This is a genomic window from Mucilaginibacter sp. P1_D10 (genome assembly GCF_056406215.1).
Window position 1 is genome coordinate 144,082 of record NZ_JBFUAP010000003.1, and the last position, 18,517, is coordinate 162,598.

Sequence of the window (18,517 nt, forward strand, 5' to 3'; positions counted from 1 at the left end):
GGTTTTTGCCTGGGCAGTCTTCATCCGGCTGACCCTTATGCGGGGAGCATAAAAAAGCCCTCACATTGCAATCGAATGTGAGGGCTCAATGAAGAAAAGTAATTTTCCGATGGCTTATTTCTTAGCCGTCATCTTGTCTTTAAGTGTTTTCATAAAATAGCCTCCAACCACGCTGCGCGCCTGGAAACCCACCATTTTACCGTCGGTGGTTTCGTGCCAATCGCTTAAAGGTACGCGCGTTGGTGTTTGCTGCGCGTATTTGTAGATTGGGTTTACCAGCGCATCAAAGTCGATACGGTTGCTGGTCATGGCTGCCGTCCACAGTATCCAATCGCTTTTGGTGTAGGTTTTGCGGCTATCCAGCGGCAGGCCGAATGCCTGCTGCTTGCCCTTATAGTATTTTATCTCTTTGTCATATACGTATTGTGGGAATAGGTTAAGGCCCAAAACCTTATCCCAAACCATATTATACTTTTGGCTCCAGGTGTTTTTATCATCGAAAACAAGCGCATAGTGGTCGCCGGCGTCGTCTTTAACCATCCATTTGGCGGCTAAGTCCTTAGCGAGCGTGCTGTATTTAGCGGCGGTTTTGGTATCGCCCAGCATGGCAGCCATTTTTGCGTAAGCACCAATAGCCACAATGGCTTTGATAGATAGGTTGGCGTTATGTGCCAGGTGGCCGGCAAAATCGTCGGTACAAAGCTGGTTGCCCGGGTCGAAGCCAGCCTCGGCGAGATAGTTGGTCCAGGTGGTGAGGGTTTTCCAGTGTTTTTTGGCGAAGGCAGGATTTTTTTGCGCTAACGTAATGGCACCGGCTAGTATCACCATATTACCGCTTTCTTCTACCGGCATATCCTCGCCGTAAGTTTGTCCGTTGGCCAGGGGATAGGTGCCGAGATCGTGTGCAGCGTAAGGCTTGGCCCATTTGCCGCTCTCGCTATAGTAAAAAATGCCGTTCATCATACCTTTAAGCAGTTCGGGGTTGTACAGCAGGTATAGCGGTGCCGATGGATAGGTAATATCCACCGTGTTGATAGAGCCGTTGCTAAAATTCTCTTTCGATAAAAACAGCAGTTCGCCCTGCGGACTTTTTACGAGGGCATGCGCCGCAAGGCTTTGGCGGTAGGCCAATACGCAAAGGCGAGCATATTTTTCGCCCCCGGCGCGGTAAGCATCCCGGTAAACCTTAGCATCGGTAGTGCGGCAGGCCTGCATGGTTGCCGCGTAGTTTTTAAGCGAAGCCGCCAATACGCCCTCCATAGTTGCGCCCGGCGTATTGCGCCACCACGGCTTTAAATTGCTGCCGAAGTATTGCACGGAATACAGTTCGTCGTAACCTATGGCCAGGTGCTGCTCAATTGCAGTAGTGCCCACGCGGCCAAATGGCAGCATGGTATTCAGCATGAAGTGTTTGCCGACAAAGGTGGTGTTCTTGTCTGATGATGTCAGATACGCGCCTATGGGGTCTTCATCTTCGTTGACGTGTTGGGTGGCCCTTGGCGATGAGGTGGCCACGTAAAGGTAGCCCCAATCTATACGCAAATCATCGCCCTTTTTTTGCAGGATGGGCTGCCCGATACTGCCGGCTTTGATAATTTTAAGACCGTTGGCAGTGTAAGCTTCGGCTTCAACCTCCTGTGTCGGTTGGTTTACAGCAGCATCGGTAGATACACCCTGGAAGATGTCCACAGCATGCTTTTTGCCATCGTTGGATTTTACCAGGTAGCTGATGTACGATACAGGGTTTGCCAGTTTTTTAATGTCTGAAATGATGAGCGGCGACGAAAAAATTACCTTTAGATCAACCCCACCGCAGGTAAAGCCGTAGGTGGTTTGGGTTGCATCTATCTTAACGCTGGTTTGTTTGGCCAGTTTAGTATCGTCATTGGCAGGTACATCAACCTTTACGGATAAGCCAGCATCTAACGAGGCTAAACCGCCGGTATTGGTACAATGGATGGCCAAAACGTTCTCGCCGGTTTTTAACGCATCGGACGCAGCATCGCTAAGCGGAAACATTTGCAGATCGCCGTTGGAGCCGCCCCGTGCGAATATTTGTTTCCCATTGAGATAAACCTCCACGTCGTCATCATGAAACAAGCGAAGGATCAACGGGCTTTTAGGCAGTTCGGAAAGGCTGAAAGTGCGGCGCACCCAAACTTCGCGGCTGGTCCAGTGGGTGCCGGTTGTGTGTTCGTTATCGCTAAACGGGGCCTTGCCGGTAGCCCATCCGCCTGCGGCGAAACCTGGTTTTTCCCAGCCGTTGCCCGGCGAGGCAAAGGTGTATTGGCAGTTGTAAGCAACTTCATCGGCAGCGGGCAGTATGGTTTTGTATTGCGGTGCCCGTTGGCCCATAAAGCGGTAGTCCTTGCCGTCAACCCTAATTACGCCCAGCAGCGACTGGCTTTTGCCCGTCCAGTGTACGGTGGTGCTTTCGTTCAACTTGTCGGTGTTCGACCAGATGCTGAAATAAGGCGTGTGCGTTATGAGCGGGTAGGCGGGCGCATGGTCTTGCTGGGCCAGTGCGGGCAAGGCTGTAGTTAACAAGGTGCCGCACAATAGCAAGCGGCCATAGTTCACCCTGCCCAAAAGGGAATAGACGATTTTATTCATGTATAACGATATTTTAAAAATGTTAGGTTCGTGGTTATAGAAAATAATGGATGCAATAGTATCGATTTGTTTTTTTTGAAAATAACGTTGATACATTTTGGCGAACTTTTGACGCAATGTTGCTAAGGCAACGGGGATTTTTAGGCAATCGGTTGCTTTAATGTCGCCTTCAAGCAATCATTGTCTTTTGATACCGGAAATATTTGCGCAAATTGAGCCATCGCAAAATAACACCCGTATGGATACTTTTAAAACCGTTGCCGAATCGCAAACCACCCTTACCGAATTGATGATACCCTCATACGCCAACTTTGGCGGCAAAATACACGGGGGTATTATTATGGGCCTGATGGATAAGGTTGCTTACGTGTGTTCGGCCAAGCATGCCGGGGCTTATTGCGTAACCGCATCGGTAGAGGATATCGATTTTTTGGCACCGGTAGAGGTAGGAGAACTGGTATCGCTGATGGCATCGGTAAATTACGTGGGGCGTACCTCGCTGGTGGTAGGCATTAAGGTGATATCCGAAAATGTGAAAACACATACGGTTAAGCATACCAACACCAGCTATTTTACGATGGTAGCTATGGACGAGCAACACCAAACCCTGCAGGTGCCGGGACTGATATTGCATACCGACGTAGAGATACGCCGCTTTTTTCAGGGCCTGCACCGCAAGCAACTCAAAAGATACTATCGACAGGAAGAAGACCGCGTAAAATCCGATTTTGAGATGACCGAAACTATCGAATTGTTGAAGGGGGAGAGGTGCAGGATAGAAAGGTAAAGGCTTTCTGTTTGATATTGCATATTCATGCCGAAATCTTTTCGGCACCCCACACAGCAGGTTACCATCACGCATAGCGGTTAGCATAGTGGCTACTTTTATGATGGGGGTATTGCAATAAGGATGACGTTTGGGACTTAATAAATGCGCTAGCGTCATATTATCCAATCCTTACATCTTCAACTTCACCGCCGGGTTAAACCTTACCGCACGAATAATTTGTAAACAAACCGTAAGGGCAACTATGGCTATAGAAATAAGCATCGCAATCGCGAAAGGCGCAACAGATATATGGATGCGGTAGGCAAAGGTTTCGAGCCATTTACCGGCTACGAAATAAGCGAGCGGCCAGGCTATGGCATTTGCTATGAATACGATGTAGAAAAACGGCTTGCCTATGGTGCCCGTCAGTTGTTCGCCACTGGCCCCGAATACCTTCCTGATGGCGATTTCCTTCATCCGCAAACGGATGGCTTGCGCTGCCGAAGCAAAAAAGCCCAGCGCCGCAATGAAGATGGCCAATGCCGAGAAATAGCCGAGTACGGATCTTAATTGTTCCTGTTTGATGAAGAGCCGCCCATATAACTCATCCAGGAAATGGTAATTGAAATTATCGCCGTCGAGCTTGTTAATGCTGCTCCACTGCCGGTTTAAGGTGATCAGCAATGGGGCCATGGCCGGGCCTTCCGCGCTGATCAAGATTTGGGTTTTGGTTAAGCCACAGCCGGCATTCATTAAATATATGGTAGGTTGTATGTTTGCCTCAAAGCCCTGCGCCTTTACATCTTTGGTAACACCTATTATTTTGTAATTACCACTGCAGCCGGTTACTGTTGCACCAATTGGGTTTTTCAATCCCATTGCTTTCGCTGCTGTTTCGTTGATTACCGCGTTTGCAGAATCTACCGGGAAAGACGCCGAAAAGTATTGGCCCGCTTTTAGCCCGATGTTTAGCGTCTCGAAATAGCCATAATCTACCCCAATGGTTTGCATGGAATAGGCCTTGCTTTGAGTGGTGTACTCAAAAGCGGCGGGAATAATGCCGCCGGGCACATGAGATGCAACGGTAACGTTCTTTACCCCGGGAATAGCCCGGATCCGTTCTTTGGCCGATTCGAATTTTTGAGGTGTATTGTAAATGCCCAGGTTATCTATATATACCACTTGTTTTGCCTTAAAGCCGGGATCTTCGGATCTCATAAAAGTAACCTGTTGATTAATGACCATAAGGGTAATCAAAAAACCGATTGCAAACGTAAATTGCAGGACGGTTATAGTGCCGCGGATCCACGAAAACGTTGCCCCACTTTTAAATTGATTACTGCTTAATACCTCAATAGGTTTAAACCCGGCCATTACCAGCGACGGATAAAATCCAGCCAAAAGCGTGAGTGAGGTTAGCGTAAGCAGCAGTTGCAGTACTATCCTGAGGTTGATGCCCGAGATGAGCAGGTTTACGCCTAATAACTGGTTAAAGTAAGGCAAGCCTATCAGCACTATCCCGAAGGAGATGATTAAGGCAACAAAGCAAAAAAAAAAGATTTCGGTTAAAAACTGCAGGATAATCTGCTTTTTAATAACGCCGTTCACCTTTTTTATACCAATCTCCTTAGCCCGTTTATTGGCCTGCGAAATATACATGTTGGTGAAGTTTACCCCCGTTACTATGAGGATGATGATGGCCAGTACCACAAGCCCGTTTACGATTTGATTATTCACCTGCGTACCGTAATGCGGTTTTAGATGCAGGTTGTCTAAAGCGTCTAAATAAATAGCTGCGCCTGATGACCGGGTTAATGCCTCCCTGGCTACCTGGCTGGTATCTGCCATAGCCGCTTCTTTGTAAATCCTGTCTATTTTTTGCGAAAGGAGCTCGATGTCGGCATCCGGCTTTACCAGCAGGTAGGTTTGATAAATTTGGTTGGCGTAACTTTGGTCTTTTCCCTGTGTAATATCTTCGCTGAACCCAATACAATCGAAATTCAAGTTAGTGTTGCCCGGTACCTCTTCGGCAACGCCTGCAATGGGCATAGGCATGCCGTTGCGCGAAATCATATTCACCGTTTTGTTTTGGATAGCGCTATCGCGGGGGAAAAGTATCCGCGCCGTTTGCCCTGATAGCAGAACAGTGGGCACGGTGCTTTTAGGGTCCAGTTTAAATCCCCTTGGTTTTATCCCTAATATTTTGCTGATTGAATAATCGGCACCAACCCATTTGGTTACCAGGAACCTGCCCGATGGCGTATAAAATGGCAGCTGGAATAAGGCGGTGTTTATACGCCCGGTTTCTTCAACTTCGGGGCACTGGTTTTTGATGGCTGCTGCCAGTTTCCCCGGCGTGTAGGGTGAAGGGCCATTTGGCATCTCCCGCTCCACCAAAAAAATACGGTTAATGTTTTTGTTCCACCGGTCATACCCGGTTTCGTTATCTACATAAAGCGTCACAAAAATAAAAGCTGCCAACCCCAGCGCCAGGCCGGCAATATTTAAAAAATTATACCATTTCCCTTTCAAAAAGGTACGGAAAGCAATTTTAAAGTCGAGGTTATTCATGGCTGCTATTTAACAATTCAACATTGGGCGGTTTTCTACATCGCCCGTTTGCTTGAGCAAAATAACATTATTTAATGAATTTTCGGAATTATATTTTGTTTTTTCAAGTAAATAAATTTTTTATTTGGCAATGATAAAGGAAAGTACTTTTATGCTCATTTGGCTAAAAGGTGGGTTAGCGTACAAATGCATTATCAATTTGCAAAATAGCGCAAGTTCTCGAAGTTTTTTGAAGGGGCGAAAGCGGGGCGGCCAATGGTTAAGCTGCGCCCAATGCATTCAAAAAGATTATAAATTGAACGCATTAGACGGAGGGGTATGATGCAGGGCTTAATCTTGCCTTGCCTGGTATTTGTAGTGTAGTTGTTTCAGCGTTTCTTCGGCCACTTCATCGGCCGAATAGCCATAGCCCGTAACCAATATACCTTTTGCGCCCGAGCCCGATGCCAGCGCATAAACGGTAGCTTCATCGGCTGGGTCTGATGGGCCTTCGTAACGGTACACATCCACAATTTCGAATTCATCGGCAGGGTAGCTTTGGTCCTCGGCTTTTAAATGATTGGCTTCGAGGTTGAAATCGAGGATAAAACCCTGTTCCCTTAATTTTTCGATAGCCTCGGATACGGTAGCGTAGTGGAATTTCTGTTTCATAGGTGTGTTGTGATAGTATAAACACAAACTTATAAAAAGCAGTTTGGTTTTAGGATGTGAAAATAGTTTTGGGCGGATGGTGATAAAGCGAATAGATTTTATCAGTTTGATGACTGCTCGTTGCAGGGACGTCGCTTTTAAACAAATTGATGATAGGAGGCACCTACGGAGCCAAAATTCCTATTTTCCTATTTCTATAAACAGGGTGCTCCTCCGGAGCGCTCAACATGGTCGAAACAGAATGACTCCAGCGGAGTCTCCGGTTTTATAGACAAAACAAGCAATTATTTTCCGTCGCCGCAGGGTCTCTCGATAGAGGACCCTGCGGAAGCAGGACATTCCGGCGGGTCTCAAGATGCATATTCGCTACCTACGGCGCAGGGTCCTCTATCGAGAGACCCTGCGGTAACGGGTTTAAGGATTTAAGAATTTTCATGATGCTGACAACCTTTCTACCAAGCATCTGAATCATCATCAAAAAACTTACGGATGTAATTAACTTTTTTTATCAGGCAAAATCCTAAAATCATGCGAATCATGGTTCAGACAGCTACCTTTGCGGCGTGGCAGTACCCAAATCAACCAAACCTACCGTTAAACGGGCAACGAAGCCCGCCGTCCGCCGCAAAAAAGGCACGCCCGCAACTACCTGGTGGCGCTGGCCGCTGGCTATTTTCGTGCTTATCCTGCTTTCGCCTTTCTACTACGGGTACATCCTCAACGGTTTTACCGCTGCCTGGCGATGGGTACGCGATATTGGCGACGACCCGCATTACCGCAACTACAAAAGCTATAAAATTCGAATCCCATCGGGGTACAAAATACATGGTATAGATGTTTCCTACGCGCAGGGTAAAATCGACTGGAACCGCGTTAGGGCCATGGAAGACGACAGCGTGCGCGTAGGTTTTGCCTTTATTAAGGCAACGGAGGGCGTGATGCTGGTAGATTCGTACTTTAAGCGTAACTGGCGCGAGGCTCCAAAAGCGGGCATCACCTGTGGGGCCTACCATTTCTTCAGGCCCAAAAAGAGCGGTTTATGGCAAGCGCGTTTCTTCCTTCAGAACGTAACCATGGAGCGCGGCGACCTGCCTGCCGTATGCGATGTGGAAGTGCTTGATGGTACCAGTCCCGAAGCCATGCGCAAAGAATTGAAGGCCTTTTTAAAGCATATCGAGAGCAAAACCGGCGTAAAGCCCATTATTTACACCAGCATCAGTTTTTATAAGGATTACCTGGATGGGTATTTTGATGGTTACCAACTTTGGATAGCGCATTACTACCAATCGCGCTTAGCTTTGGATAGCCATACCAGCTGGCGTTTTTGGCAGCACTCGGATAAAGCACGCGTAAACGGTATCAACCACGCGGTAGATTTCAACGTGTTTAAGGGGGATAGCCTCAGCTTCCAAAAAATGCTGATAAAATAAAGGGGTAATCAGATCGCCCTCATTTTATTGCCTTTAGGCTCGTGTGTTACTTCGGCAAGGCCAAGGGCCTCCATCAAGGGTGGTATGTACATGCCGAAGCGACCTCTCAGGCCCTTTTTTAGGCCATACCAACCACCAACCGGGTTGCTTTCGGCACGTCCCCAGGCTTCAACGGTACCTTCTTTGGCGGGTTTTTGCTCGTCGGCACTCCCCAGTTCCATCCAGTCGCCATGGGCGCTCAGCATGGCGTGCAAATCATCCAGGCAGCGATAATCGTAATGCAAGACGGTTTTGCCTACGGTGCATACTAAAATAGGTTTGCCGTCTTTAACGTCGGCATGCATGGTGTATTCCGATGATAACGGAGGTGTTTTTAAAGCCAAAGGGGCTTCTTTAGTGCCGATGTTGTAGGCCATATGGTTTAGCTTTTTAAGGTGTTAACGTACAAGTAATTGGTTGCAGTGTTTTACAAATGTAAATGCTTATTGGCGGTAATCTGCTATGCAAAATAATGTCTCAGTTTTTTTTAGATTTATTTTTTTGGATGGGATGAAAAGGGCTTTGGTATGTTGAAAATCCAGGTTTAACCAAAAAGTTTGTTATTATTTAAACACGGAGTCCACAGAGGTTAGCACAGAGGTCGCGGATTTTTTTGTTTGGCTAACCCCAAAAAACCTCCGTGGACTCTGTGGTTTTATCTTTGTGCCCTCTGTGTTTAAATTGCCATTAAATCTAAAGTATGATGCAATTTCTGCATTACTCCCCTAAATATTACAATTTTACCCCCTTCTGCTTACCATCAAAACCGGTTACTTTGCTTTTACAGTATGCTGTTTATTGTTATGAATAAAGCAGCATTATTCCACAAAACCGGCTATATTAGGATAGTGTATATACAATTGGTTGTTGAGCGGCAGCTTAGGCTGTCGCTTACTTTTTACAGGTTTCCTATGCTTTTAAAGCTGCGTGCAAAGATATTTTTAGCATTCGTACTGTTTACGACAGCCCAAACAGGGTTGTTTGCCCAAGTGAATACCATAGCCACCAATGGCTGGGCGGCCAACTCCGTAAACACGGTTATCTTCCGCAAAAATTCACTGGTTAGTTTTAAGGATACGCAATATGCAGCGTTTTACGATGCCGGGCAGTTTATGGTGCTGGCTAAACGCAAGCAAGCATCTGCTCATTGGCAAACCCTCCGCACTGCTTATCAAGCCGATGCTGCCGATGCTCATAAAAGTATCAGCATAATGGTGGATGGCAAGGGTTACCTGCACGTGGCCTGGGGGCACCATAACCAGCCGCTGAATTATGCCCGTGGCGTAGCTCCTGGCAGCTTGACACTAAGCCAACCCTTACCCATGACGGGCCTGAACGAGGATAAGGTTACCTACCCCGAGTTTTATAAGCTCCCCGGCGGCGACCTGCTGTTTTTTTACCGCGACGGCCAATCGGGCAATGGCAACCTGGTGCTGAACCGTTACAGCCTGAAATCGAAAAAATGGCTGCGCGTACAGGATAACCTCATAGATGGCGAAAAAGAACGCAACGCCTACTGGCAAATTGCGGTGGACGGCAAGGGCGTTATCCACCTCTCCTGGGTGTGGCGCGAATCGGCAGATGTAGCCAGCAACCACGATATGTGTTATGCCCGATCTGCCGATGGCGGTAAAACCTGGCAACGCAGCAATGGCGGGCAATACAGCCTGCCAATTACCGCGATCACTGCAGAGTATGCCGCCCGCATACCGCAACAAAGCGAACTCATTAACCAAACGGCTATGTTTGCCGATGAGCAGGGCAACCCCTACATAGCCACTTACTGGCGCGAAGCCGGCCAAACCATCCCGCAATATCATCTGATTTATCATACCGATAGGCAGTGGCATACCGCTAACCTTGGCTTCCGCAAAACGCCTTTTATGCTTGGCGGCGTGGGTACAAAGGCCATCCCGGTATCGCGGCCGCAAATTGTCGCCTGGCAGCATAAAGGGCACACCGCTGCGGCGCTTATTTTTAGGGACGAGGAGCGCGGCAGCAAGGTATCTATAGCGGTAAACCAGGATTTGGGTACCAACCAATGGGGATTATCAGATTTGTCGCAAGGCTCCGTCGGCTCCTGGGAACCCAGTTACGATACCGCTTTGTGGGCAGGCAAACACATCCTGAATCTGTTTGTGCAGTACACTACGCAGATAGACGGCGAGGGCAGGGCCGCGGTAGAGCCACAACCCGTGCAGGTGATAGAGTGGCGGCCTTGAGTGTTCCAAACGTCGCGGGCCGTGTCCGCGTCGCAAGTCGACTCACCCCCCGCCCCCTCTCTGCTGCGCAAAGAAGGGGAGAAATTGGGGTTAGATTTTTTTCTTCACCCTCTTTGCGGAGCAGAGAGGGTCGACGCCCGCGCATGCGGGTCGTCGGGGTGAGTCAAATATGCGAGCGATAAGAAACGAGTTTCAAAGTTCCGAACGCTCAAGAGTGGCAACCTTGAGCGTTCGAAACATGCCGGCAAGTCCGCGTCGTGAGTCGACTCACCCCCGCCCCCTCTCTGCTGCGCAAAGAGGGGGAGAAATTGGGGTTATTGTTTCCCCGCCCTCTGCTGCGCAAAGAAGGGGAGAAATTGGGGTTAGATTTTTTTTCTTCACCCTCTTTGCGGAGCAGAGAGGGTCGACGCCCGCGCATGCGGGTCGTCGGGGTGAGTCAAATATGCGAGCGATAAGAAACGAATTTCAAAGTTCCGAACGCTCAAGAGTGGCAACCCATAAATTAAGCATCCAATAAGAAAACATACATTATGAGTCATAGTACATCCATCTTTAAAAACATTGCAGCAACGCTGGTTTTAGCGTTCGCAGCTGCTGCCTCCCATGCGCAAAACGTTGATACCCTGAATGCGCCGGCCCCGGCTTTACCGGGCGTATATGCCGACCCCAACATCGCGGTTTTCAATAACAAATTCTACATCTATCCCACTACCGACGGTACGGTGGGCTGGCAATCTACTCAATTCAGCTGCTGGTCGTCGGCCAATCTTACCGATTGGAAGAACGAGGGTGTGATACTCGATTTACCTGCCGACCTGAGCTGGGCCAAAGTGCGGGCCTGGGCGCCAACCATAGCCACCAAAAACAATAAGTATTACTACTATTATTCTGCCGATGTAAACATTGGCGTGGCAGTTGCCGATAAGCCGACCGGGCCATTTAAGGACCCATTGGGCAAGCCGCTCATCCGCAAAGGCATGCTGGGCGGGCAGATGATAGACCCGATGGCCTTTGTGGACGATGATGGCAGCGCCTATCTCTACTGGGGCCAAGGGCAATGCAACGTGGTAAAGCTTAATGCCGATATGATAAGCTGCGACACTACAAAAATAACATCCTTTAAGCCGGAGGGATATAACGAGGGCCCTTTTATGATAAAACGCAAGGGGATATACTACCTGATGTGGTCGGAATATGATACCCGCGACCCGCGTTATTCTATCGCCTATGCAACTTCAACGTCGCCGCTTGGGCCATTCGTAAAAGCGGTTGGCCACCCCGTGCTGAAAGGCAAGGGCGTGGTGAAAGGCGCCGGGCACCATTCGGTGGTGCAGGTGCCTGGAAAAGATGAATGGTACATTGCCTACCATCGCTTTAAAATACCCGATGGCAATGGCTACAATCGCGAAACCTGCGTAGAGCCCATGTATTTTGATGCCGATGGCAATATTTTGCCTGTGGATGTTTTCGGCAAGTTAAAACCTGTGAAGATAAAGGCAGGGAAAAAATAAATGCTGAAATTTGAGCATGAAGAAAACGCTTGTCCTGCTGTTGTTACTTGTTATAACCATAACCTCGTTCGGCCAAAAGCAAACGGCTATCACTATTCCTACGCGTAAACTGTGGCTCAATTACCTGGATAAGGTTGCCCGCCCGGTGCTATCGAACCTGGCTGCTGATCAGCTGAGGCTGAAGATGCCCATGGAAGTTTCGGATAGGACGGATAACAAACAAGGCCGTACCGAAGCCGGCTACCTGGAGGCTTTTGGCCGTACGCTAAGCGGCATTGCGCCCTGGCTGCAGCTGGAAGGGGGAGATGCGGCGGAAGTAAAACTGCGTAACCAATACCGCGATTGGGCTTTGAAGGCTATAGCCAATGCTGTTAATCCGCAGGCTAAAGATTATATGCAGTGGAAAGGAGGGCAGCCGTTGGTTGATGCCTCTTTCGTAGCCCTGGGGCTTATCCGCTCGCCATGGCTTTGGCAGCATTTGGATGAAGGCGTAAAGAAGCAGGTGGTAGATGCCATGATGGCTACGCATAGCACAGTGCCGGTTTACAGCAACTGGATATTGTTTACGGGGGTTATAGAAGCCTTCTTTTGCAAATACGATTTGCCTTACGACCCGGTACGCATAGAATACGCCGTGCGCGAGTTTACACAGCATTGGTACGTAGGCGATGGTATGTATTCCGATGGAATGGAGTTCCATTTCGATTACTACAACAGCATTGTTATCCACCCAAACCTGAGCGCGATATTGGATGTGCTGAATGAAAAAGCCAAAAAATACGGCCCCGAGCAGCTGCGCGAAACAACCATCGGTCAGCGTTATGCCGAAATATTGGAACGGATGATCAATACCGATGGTAGTTTCCCGGCAACGGGCCGCTCTATTGTGTACAGGGGCGGCTTGTTTACGCATCTGGCCAACATTGCCTATAAAAAGCAATTGCCCGCCACGCTGCTGCCTGCGCAGGTAAGGGGGGCACTAACGGCGTTGATACAAAAAACACTGAGCGCGCCGCAAACTTTCAATAACGCTGGCTGGCTGAACATGGGCCTATACGGTAAGCAGCCCGGCCTTGCCGATTTTTACATCACCACGGGCAGCCTCTACATTTGCACGGATATATTTTTGCCCTTGGGCCTGCCCGATACCGATGAGTTTTGGTCCGCTGCCGATGCGCCCTGGACCTCCAAAAAAATATGGAGTGGACAGGATATGCCTGCCGACCATGCCCTCGATATCAAAAAATAGGTTTTGGATATGAATATCAAAAGGATAGTACTCCTGTTAGTTTTTTTAGCAGCAACCCCCTTGCTTAGCCATGCGCAGCAGGCAGATACCAGCGGCTATAAATTGGTTTGGGCCGATGAGTTTAACACCAACGGCCCCGTTGACCCCAAAAGCTGGCAGTTTGAGGAGGGCTTTAAGCGCAATAACGAAGCGCAATGGTACCAGCCGCAAAACGCCGTTTGCCAAAATGGAATGCTGGTGATAAGCGCGCAGAAAGCGCATCAGCCCAACCCAGGGTACATTGCCGGTAGTAAGGATTGGCGTGCGAGTCGCGAATACGCAGAATATACCTCGGCCAGCATAAACACCAGTGGCTTACATAAATGGCAATATGGCCGCTTTGTAATGCGTGGCCGCATACCAACCGATGATGGCCTGTGGCCTGCATTTTGGACATTGGGCGTAAAAGGGCAGTGGCCATCAAACGGAGAGATTGATATTATGGAGTATTATCGCAATATGCTGCTGGCCAATATTGCCTGTGGTACCGCCACGGCCTACAAAGCCAAATGGTACAGCGTTACAACCGATATCAAAACCTTCGGTCCTGACTGGAGCAAGCAGTTCCATGTATGGCGGATGGATTGGGACGAAAAGGCCATCAGTTTATACGTAGACGATAAATTACTGAACCGCGTACCCCTTGTCGATCTGGTAAACCGAGATGCCGCAGCGATAAACCCCTTTAAACAGCCCCATTACATCCTGTTGAACCTTGCTATAGGCGGCGATAACGGCGGCGACCCGTCTAAGAGCCGTTTCCCGCAGCAGTATGAGGTGGATTATGTGAGGGTTTATCAACGAAAATAAGCGCTGGAAATTTCTGGAAAGCTATAGCTAAACAGGTGCAAAAAGTTGGAAAAAGCTGGAGATTTTTTAGCTGCTTATACACTCGCTATTTTGCCAAAAAAGGCCATTCCATACAAATTTGGTCCTTTTTTAAATTATAAGAAAAAAGTCCTGAAAATTCCGAAAAACACCGAAAAAACTCCGAAAAGCACAGATTTTTTACGGTATTTTGGCAAATTTCAGCCTGCGGCAAGGGCAGTAAATCGGCACGTAAGCCCATCCCGTGCCGGCTTAATTTCGCCGGATTTTTCCAATATTTCTATAAAATAAAACTGGACAAAAAATCTATCAAACAACCCGCTGGTCCGACAGGTATTTCTTAGGGCTTTTGCCGAATTTTTTGGTGAATGAGCGGCTGAAGTTGGATGGCTCGGAAAAGCCTACTTTATAACCGATTTCTGATATAGTGAACTCGCCGGTGCGCAGCAGGGCGGCGGCATGGTCTAACCGCGTATTGGTGATAAAATCGTGCGCGGTTTGGTTGGTGAGTGCACTTAGCTTGCGGTACAGCTGCCTGCGGCTCATTTTTAATGCCGTTGCCAGTTTATCTATATCGAAATTGAGGTAGGAGAGATTATCTTCTATTATCTTCACCACCTTGCGCAAAAACTCTTTATCAATATCCGTAATTGCAGATGCCTCGATAGGGTTGCCTGTATGGCCCGAGAATACTTCGCGCAGCTTGCGCCTCGATTCGAGGATGTTATGGATACGTGCAGATAGCAACGCAACATTAAATGGCTTGGAAATGTAATCATCCGCACCGGTGTTGTAGCCTTCTATCTTATTCTCGTCGGTTTGTTTGGCTGTAAGCAGTATGATGGGGATATGGCTTGTCTTCTCGTCGCCTTTTAGTTTGTGGCAAAGTTCCAGCCCGTCGCCGCCGGGCATCATAATATCGCTGATGATGATATCGGGGATAAGCTCGACTGCTTTTCTATAGCCTTCTATTCCATCGGCCGCCTGCTCTATGTGGTACGCCCCCTGCAATTCATCAGCAACGTATTCGCGCAGGTCGTTATTATCTTCAACTATTAATACGATTGGCGTATTAGTTATTTTTTCTTCCGGCTGTTTGTTGCGAGCGGTGTTAGGCTCGTCCGACTCAATATTTTCCGCTTTAGCTGCGCCAGGCGGTTCTGCCGGCTGCAAATCCTCTTTGCCAAAGTTTTCCTCGCCGATGGGTATCCGCACAATAAAATCCGTCCCCTGGTTTTCGGCATCAGCTACCACAATTTCGCCGTTGTGCAGCAATATCAGTTCGCGCGTAAGCGCAAGCCCAATCCCGCTCGATTCGTTCTCGAAACGCGAACTTCCCTTTATTTGGTAAAAAATATCGAATATCTTGTTCTTCAGCTCATCGGGTATGCCCACGCCAGAGTCTTTAATGTGTATTTCCACGGCCTGTTTGTGCTCGCCATCCTGCCCTGTAATGGTGCCACGTTTCACCAATATCATAATTACGCCAAAATCGGGCGTGTATTTAAAGGCGTTGGGTATAAGGTTGTAAAGTATCTTTTCCAGTTTATCTGTGTCTATCCAGGCATCCAGCTGGTCTACCTTTAAATCGAGGTAAAAGTTTATGTTCCGTTCGCGGGCCCTGTCGGTAAAGGCATTGAATACCTTCTTCACCAGGGCAACCACATCTGTTTTTGCGGCATCCAGACTAAAACCGCCGGTTTCCACCTTCCTGAAATCGAGCAGCTGGTTCACCAGGTTCATCAGCATAGATGCATTGTTGAACACCAGTCCGCTATATTTTTTGGCCTGGTTCACGGTGATGTCCTCGTTCTTTATCTTCCGCAGCGGATCTACGATGAGGGATAACGGCGTACGCAGTTCATGCGACAGGTTGGTGAAGAAATTGAGCTTTAGCCGGTTCAGCTCTTTTGTTTTTTCGGTAAGAAGTTTCTGGTAATGCACTTCGCTCTTCAGTTTCTCTCGCGATTCTATCTCCCTATACAACAAGTAAAGCCCGGTGGCCACCGCTGCTATATAAAACAAATAAGCCCAGGTGGTTTTCCAGAAGGGTGGGAGGATGATAATCTTCAGCGTTGTGCCTTTTTCGTTCCAAAGCCCGTCGTTATTAGATGCCTTTACCCTAAAGGTATAAGTGCCTGGATCGAGGTTGGTGTAGGTGGTCTTCCGTTCGGTGCCTACGTAGTTCCAGCCGGTATCGAAGCCTTCCAACGTGTAGGCATACATGTTGCGCTCGGGCACGGTGTAGCCCAGCGCGGCGTACTCTATGGTAAATACCGATTGGTCGTAAGCGAGGGTAATCTCGTGGTTGGTATTGATGTTTTGCGATAGGGGTGGTTTATTGGGCGTAATAGGCACCGGTTTGTTGAACAGCTGGAAATCTGTTATCACTACAGGCGGGATATTAGGATTATCCTTAAGGCTGCCCGGCATAAACACGTTGAAACCCTCCAGTCCACCAAAAATCACTTCGCCGTTGCTTAATTTATAGCCCGCGCCTATGCTGAATTCGTTGCTTTGCAATCCGCTGGCGCTGGTATAGTTTTTGAAGGTTTTTTTTGCCGGATCGAAACAGCTGATGCCCTTATCGGTACTTAGCCACAAACAGCCGAATTTATCTTCGATGATGGAGTTTACGATATTGTTGGCCAGGCCCTGGCTTTCGGTAAAGCGGGTAAAGTTGTCATGCGCGGTGTTGAACAGGCACAGGCCGCCGCCCATGGTGCCCACCCATATATTGCCCTTGCTATCGCCGGCTATAGAGAACACCGCATCGCTGCCCAGGTTGTTTGCGGCTTTGTTGTAAGCCTTGTAAAGCCCCGTAGCTGGGTTATAAACAATAACGCCATGGGCTATGGTGCCTATCCAGATGTTGCCCTTTGCATCCTCGTAAAAGGCGCGGATGTGGTTGGCGCTGTTTTTATGTTTGCCTACTTTTAATACCAGGTGCGTAATTTGGTTGGTAGCCGGGTTTAATACATTTACCCCGCCGCCATTAGTGCCTATCCATATATTGCCCTTTTTATCCTCCAGCAAGGCGTAAACCGATTGATTGTTGAGCTTGCCCGCGCCGCTGCCTGCGCTATAATAGGTTTTGGCTCTGGTGGCTAAATCAATCCGGGCCATGCCCTCGTCATAAGTGCCCACCCACAAAATATCTTTCTGCCGGCTTAACCTCATGCACAAAACCGACAGGCTGGCGAAGTAATTCTCCTTGGCTGCGGGGTTAAAAGCCTCGAATTTACTGGTGTGGGGTGCCCAGCGGTACAGGCCCGTACCATCGGTACCTATCCATATATCGCCGTTGGGTACTTCGCTAAAGGAAGTTACGATGTTTGCGTTGATGTTGAGCGCATCGGTACCGAAGTTTTTGTAGAGGTTGAACTTGAACTGGTTCTTGTCGTACTTATTGATGCCTTTTGCGTAGGTGCCTACCCACAGGATGCCCTGGTCATCAACCAAAAGCGAGGAAATGGAGCTGCTGCTTAAGCTGCGCACGTCCTTAGTGCTTTGTTGGAAATGGGTAAAGGTGTTCCGTATCGGGTCGAAAAGCTCCAATGCCAGTTCAGTAGCTACCCAAAGCTTGCCATCGCCTGCGTTACAAAGGGCACGGATAACGTTATCGCGGAGCCCGCTGGGGTTTTGCAAGTCCTTTTGGTAAGCCTTAAAGGTTTCGGTTTTGTCGTCGTAAAGGTTAAGACCATCTACGGTGCCTATCCATACATTGCCTGCCCGATCTTCGTAAACGGTATTGACGTTGGTGGCACTGATGCTGCCTGGCTGCCCATCGGCGTTGAAATGTTTGAACGTGTTTGTCCGTTTGTTCCAGCGGTTAAGGCCGAAAAGCGTACCAATCCACAGGTTTTCGCGACTATCCTCATAAATGCAGTTGATATTCTCTACCTGTGCATATTGGAACGCATGCGGCACCAGCTTTTTGCTGTCCGGGTTGTAAACGTTGAAGCCCGATACCGTACCCACCCAAAGGTTGCGCTGTTTATCCTCATAAATAGCCTTGATTATTTTAGTGCCGATTTTTTCGTCGCCTTTATCTGTGCTGCCAACTGCGATGAATGAATCGGTGTTACGGTCGTAAAGGGCCAGCCCACCACCTACGGTGCCCACCCAAAGGTTGCCGGCGTGGTCTTCCAGCATGCATCGTATATTATTATTGGGGATGCTTTTTTTATCGGCGGGGTTATTACGGTACACCTTGAATTTATAGCCGTCGTATTTATTAAGGCCATCCTGCGTACCGAACCACATAAAGCCATACCTATCCTTCAATATACAAACCACGCTGCTTTGCGATAGGCCGTTGGCTGTAGTTAAATGCGTAAACTGGACGACGTTTTTCACCTGCCCGCAGGCCTTGGTAGCCGGTAATAACAGGCAGGCGGCGAAAAGCAACAAGCCTGTCTTGGTAAATCGGGCATATAATTCAAAAATACGGGCGGCCGCCATCTGGTAAAAAGGCATATAAAACATCCGGTACAAATAAAACGGGTAAGGCAACAGCGCTTTACCGGTCATTTAAACAATAAAAAAGAGGGCCTTTATCAATAACCGGCAATTTAACAGTTAAAGGGCTTTAT

General features: G+C 48.5%; 12 protein-coding genes. 7 read left to right on the forward strand and 5 right to left on the reverse strand.

Annotated elements, in window-relative coordinates:
• Positions 1–114: 114 nt before the first annotated feature.
• Positions 115–2,613 (reverse strand): glutaminase family protein, encoded by a 2,499-nt coding sequence (locus tag AC1DYT_RS05205; RefSeq protein WP_477468584.1) that lies wholly within the window; start codon positions 2,611–2,613, stop codon positions 115–117.
• A 238-nt stretch (positions 2,614–2,851) separates the two neighbouring features.
• On the opposite strand from AC1DYT_RS05205, the gene AC1DYT_RS05210 reads away from it, so the two are divergent.
• Positions 2,852–3,400 carry an acyl-CoA thioesterase gene (locus tag AC1DYT_RS05210; protein ID WP_477468585.1) on the forward strand — a complete coding sequence of 183 codons (549 nt, stop codon included), beginning with the start codon at positions 2,852–2,854 and terminating at the stop codon, positions 3,398–3,400.
• A gap of 171 nt (positions 3,401–3,571) precedes the next feature.
• On the opposite strand, the gene AC1DYT_RS05215 is transcribed toward AC1DYT_RS05210, so the two are convergent.
• Both AC1DYT_RS05215 and AC1DYT_RS05220 read right to left on the reverse strand, forming a co-directional pair.
• Positions 3,572–5,953: an ABC transporter permease gene (locus AC1DYT_RS05215; protein ID WP_477468586.1), complete on the reverse strand. Its 2,382-nt coding sequence runs from the start codon at positions 5,951–5,953 to the stop codon at positions 3,572–3,574.
• Positions 5,954–6,283: 330 nt separating this feature from the next.
• Positions 6,284–6,604, reverse strand: a complete 321-nt coding sequence (locus tag AC1DYT_RS05220) for a phosphoribosylpyrophosphate synthetase (RefSeq protein WP_477468587.1) — start codon at positions 6,602–6,604, stop codon at positions 6,284–6,286.
• 563 nt (positions 6,605–7,167) lie between these two features.
• Here AC1DYT_RS05220 and AC1DYT_RS05225 point away from each other — a divergent pair.
• Entirely contained in the window at positions 7,168–8,034 is an 867-nt protein-coding gene (locus AC1DYT_RS05225; protein ID WP_477468588.1) for a glycoside hydrolase family 25 protein, read from the forward strand.
• An 8-nt stretch (positions 8,035–8,042) separates the two neighbouring features.
• On the opposite strand, the gene AC1DYT_RS05230 is transcribed toward AC1DYT_RS05225, so the two are convergent.
• Positions 8,043–8,450 carry a DUF6855 family protein gene (locus AC1DYT_RS05230; protein ID WP_477468589.1) on the reverse strand — a complete coding sequence of 136 codons (408 nt, stop codon included), beginning with the start codon at positions 8,448–8,450 and terminating at the stop codon, positions 8,043–8,045.
• Positions 8,451–8,876: 426 nt separating this feature from the next.
• On the opposite strand from AC1DYT_RS05230, the gene AC1DYT_RS05235 reads away from it, so the two are divergent.
• From AC1DYT_RS05235 to AC1DYT_RS05255, 5 genes are all read left to right on the forward strand, one after another.
• Positions 8,877–10,295 carry a BNR repeat-containing protein gene (locus AC1DYT_RS05235; RefSeq protein ID WP_477468590.1) on the forward strand — a complete coding sequence of 473 codons (1,419 nt, stop codon included), beginning with the start codon at positions 8,877–8,879 and terminating at the stop codon, positions 10,293–10,295.
• A gap of 530 nt (positions 10,296–10,825) precedes the next feature.
• Positions 10,826–11,806, forward strand: coding sequence for a family 43 glycosylhydrolase (locus AC1DYT_RS05240; protein WP_477468591.1), 981 nt, complete (start codon positions 10,826–10,828; stop codon positions 11,804–11,806).
• Between the two features lie 16 nt (positions 11,807–11,822).
• Positions 11,823–13,055: a DUF2264 domain-containing protein gene (locus AC1DYT_RS05245; RefSeq protein ID WP_477468592.1), complete on the forward strand. Its 1,233-nt coding sequence runs from the start codon at positions 11,823–11,825 to the stop codon at positions 13,053–13,055.
• A 9-nt stretch (positions 13,056–13,064) separates the two neighbouring features.
• Entirely contained in the window at positions 13,065–13,904 is an 840-nt protein-coding gene (locus tag AC1DYT_RS05250; protein WP_477468593.1) for a glycoside hydrolase family 16 protein, read from the forward strand.
• A 45-nt stretch (positions 13,905–13,949) separates the two neighbouring features.
• Positions 13,950–14,213: a hypothetical protein gene (locus AC1DYT_RS05255; RefSeq protein ID WP_477468594.1), complete on the forward strand. Its 264-nt coding sequence runs from the start codon at positions 13,950–13,952 to the stop codon at positions 14,211–14,213.
• 18 nt (positions 14,214–14,231) lie between these two features.
• On the opposite strand, the gene AC1DYT_RS05260 is transcribed toward AC1DYT_RS05255, so the two are convergent.
• Positions 14,232–18,455, reverse strand: a complete 4,224-nt coding sequence (locus tag AC1DYT_RS05260) for a hybrid sensor histidine kinase/response regulator transcription factor (RefSeq protein ID WP_477468595.1) — start codon at positions 18,453–18,455, stop codon at positions 14,232–14,234.
• Between the last annotated feature and the right edge of the window lie 62 nt (positions 18,456–18,517).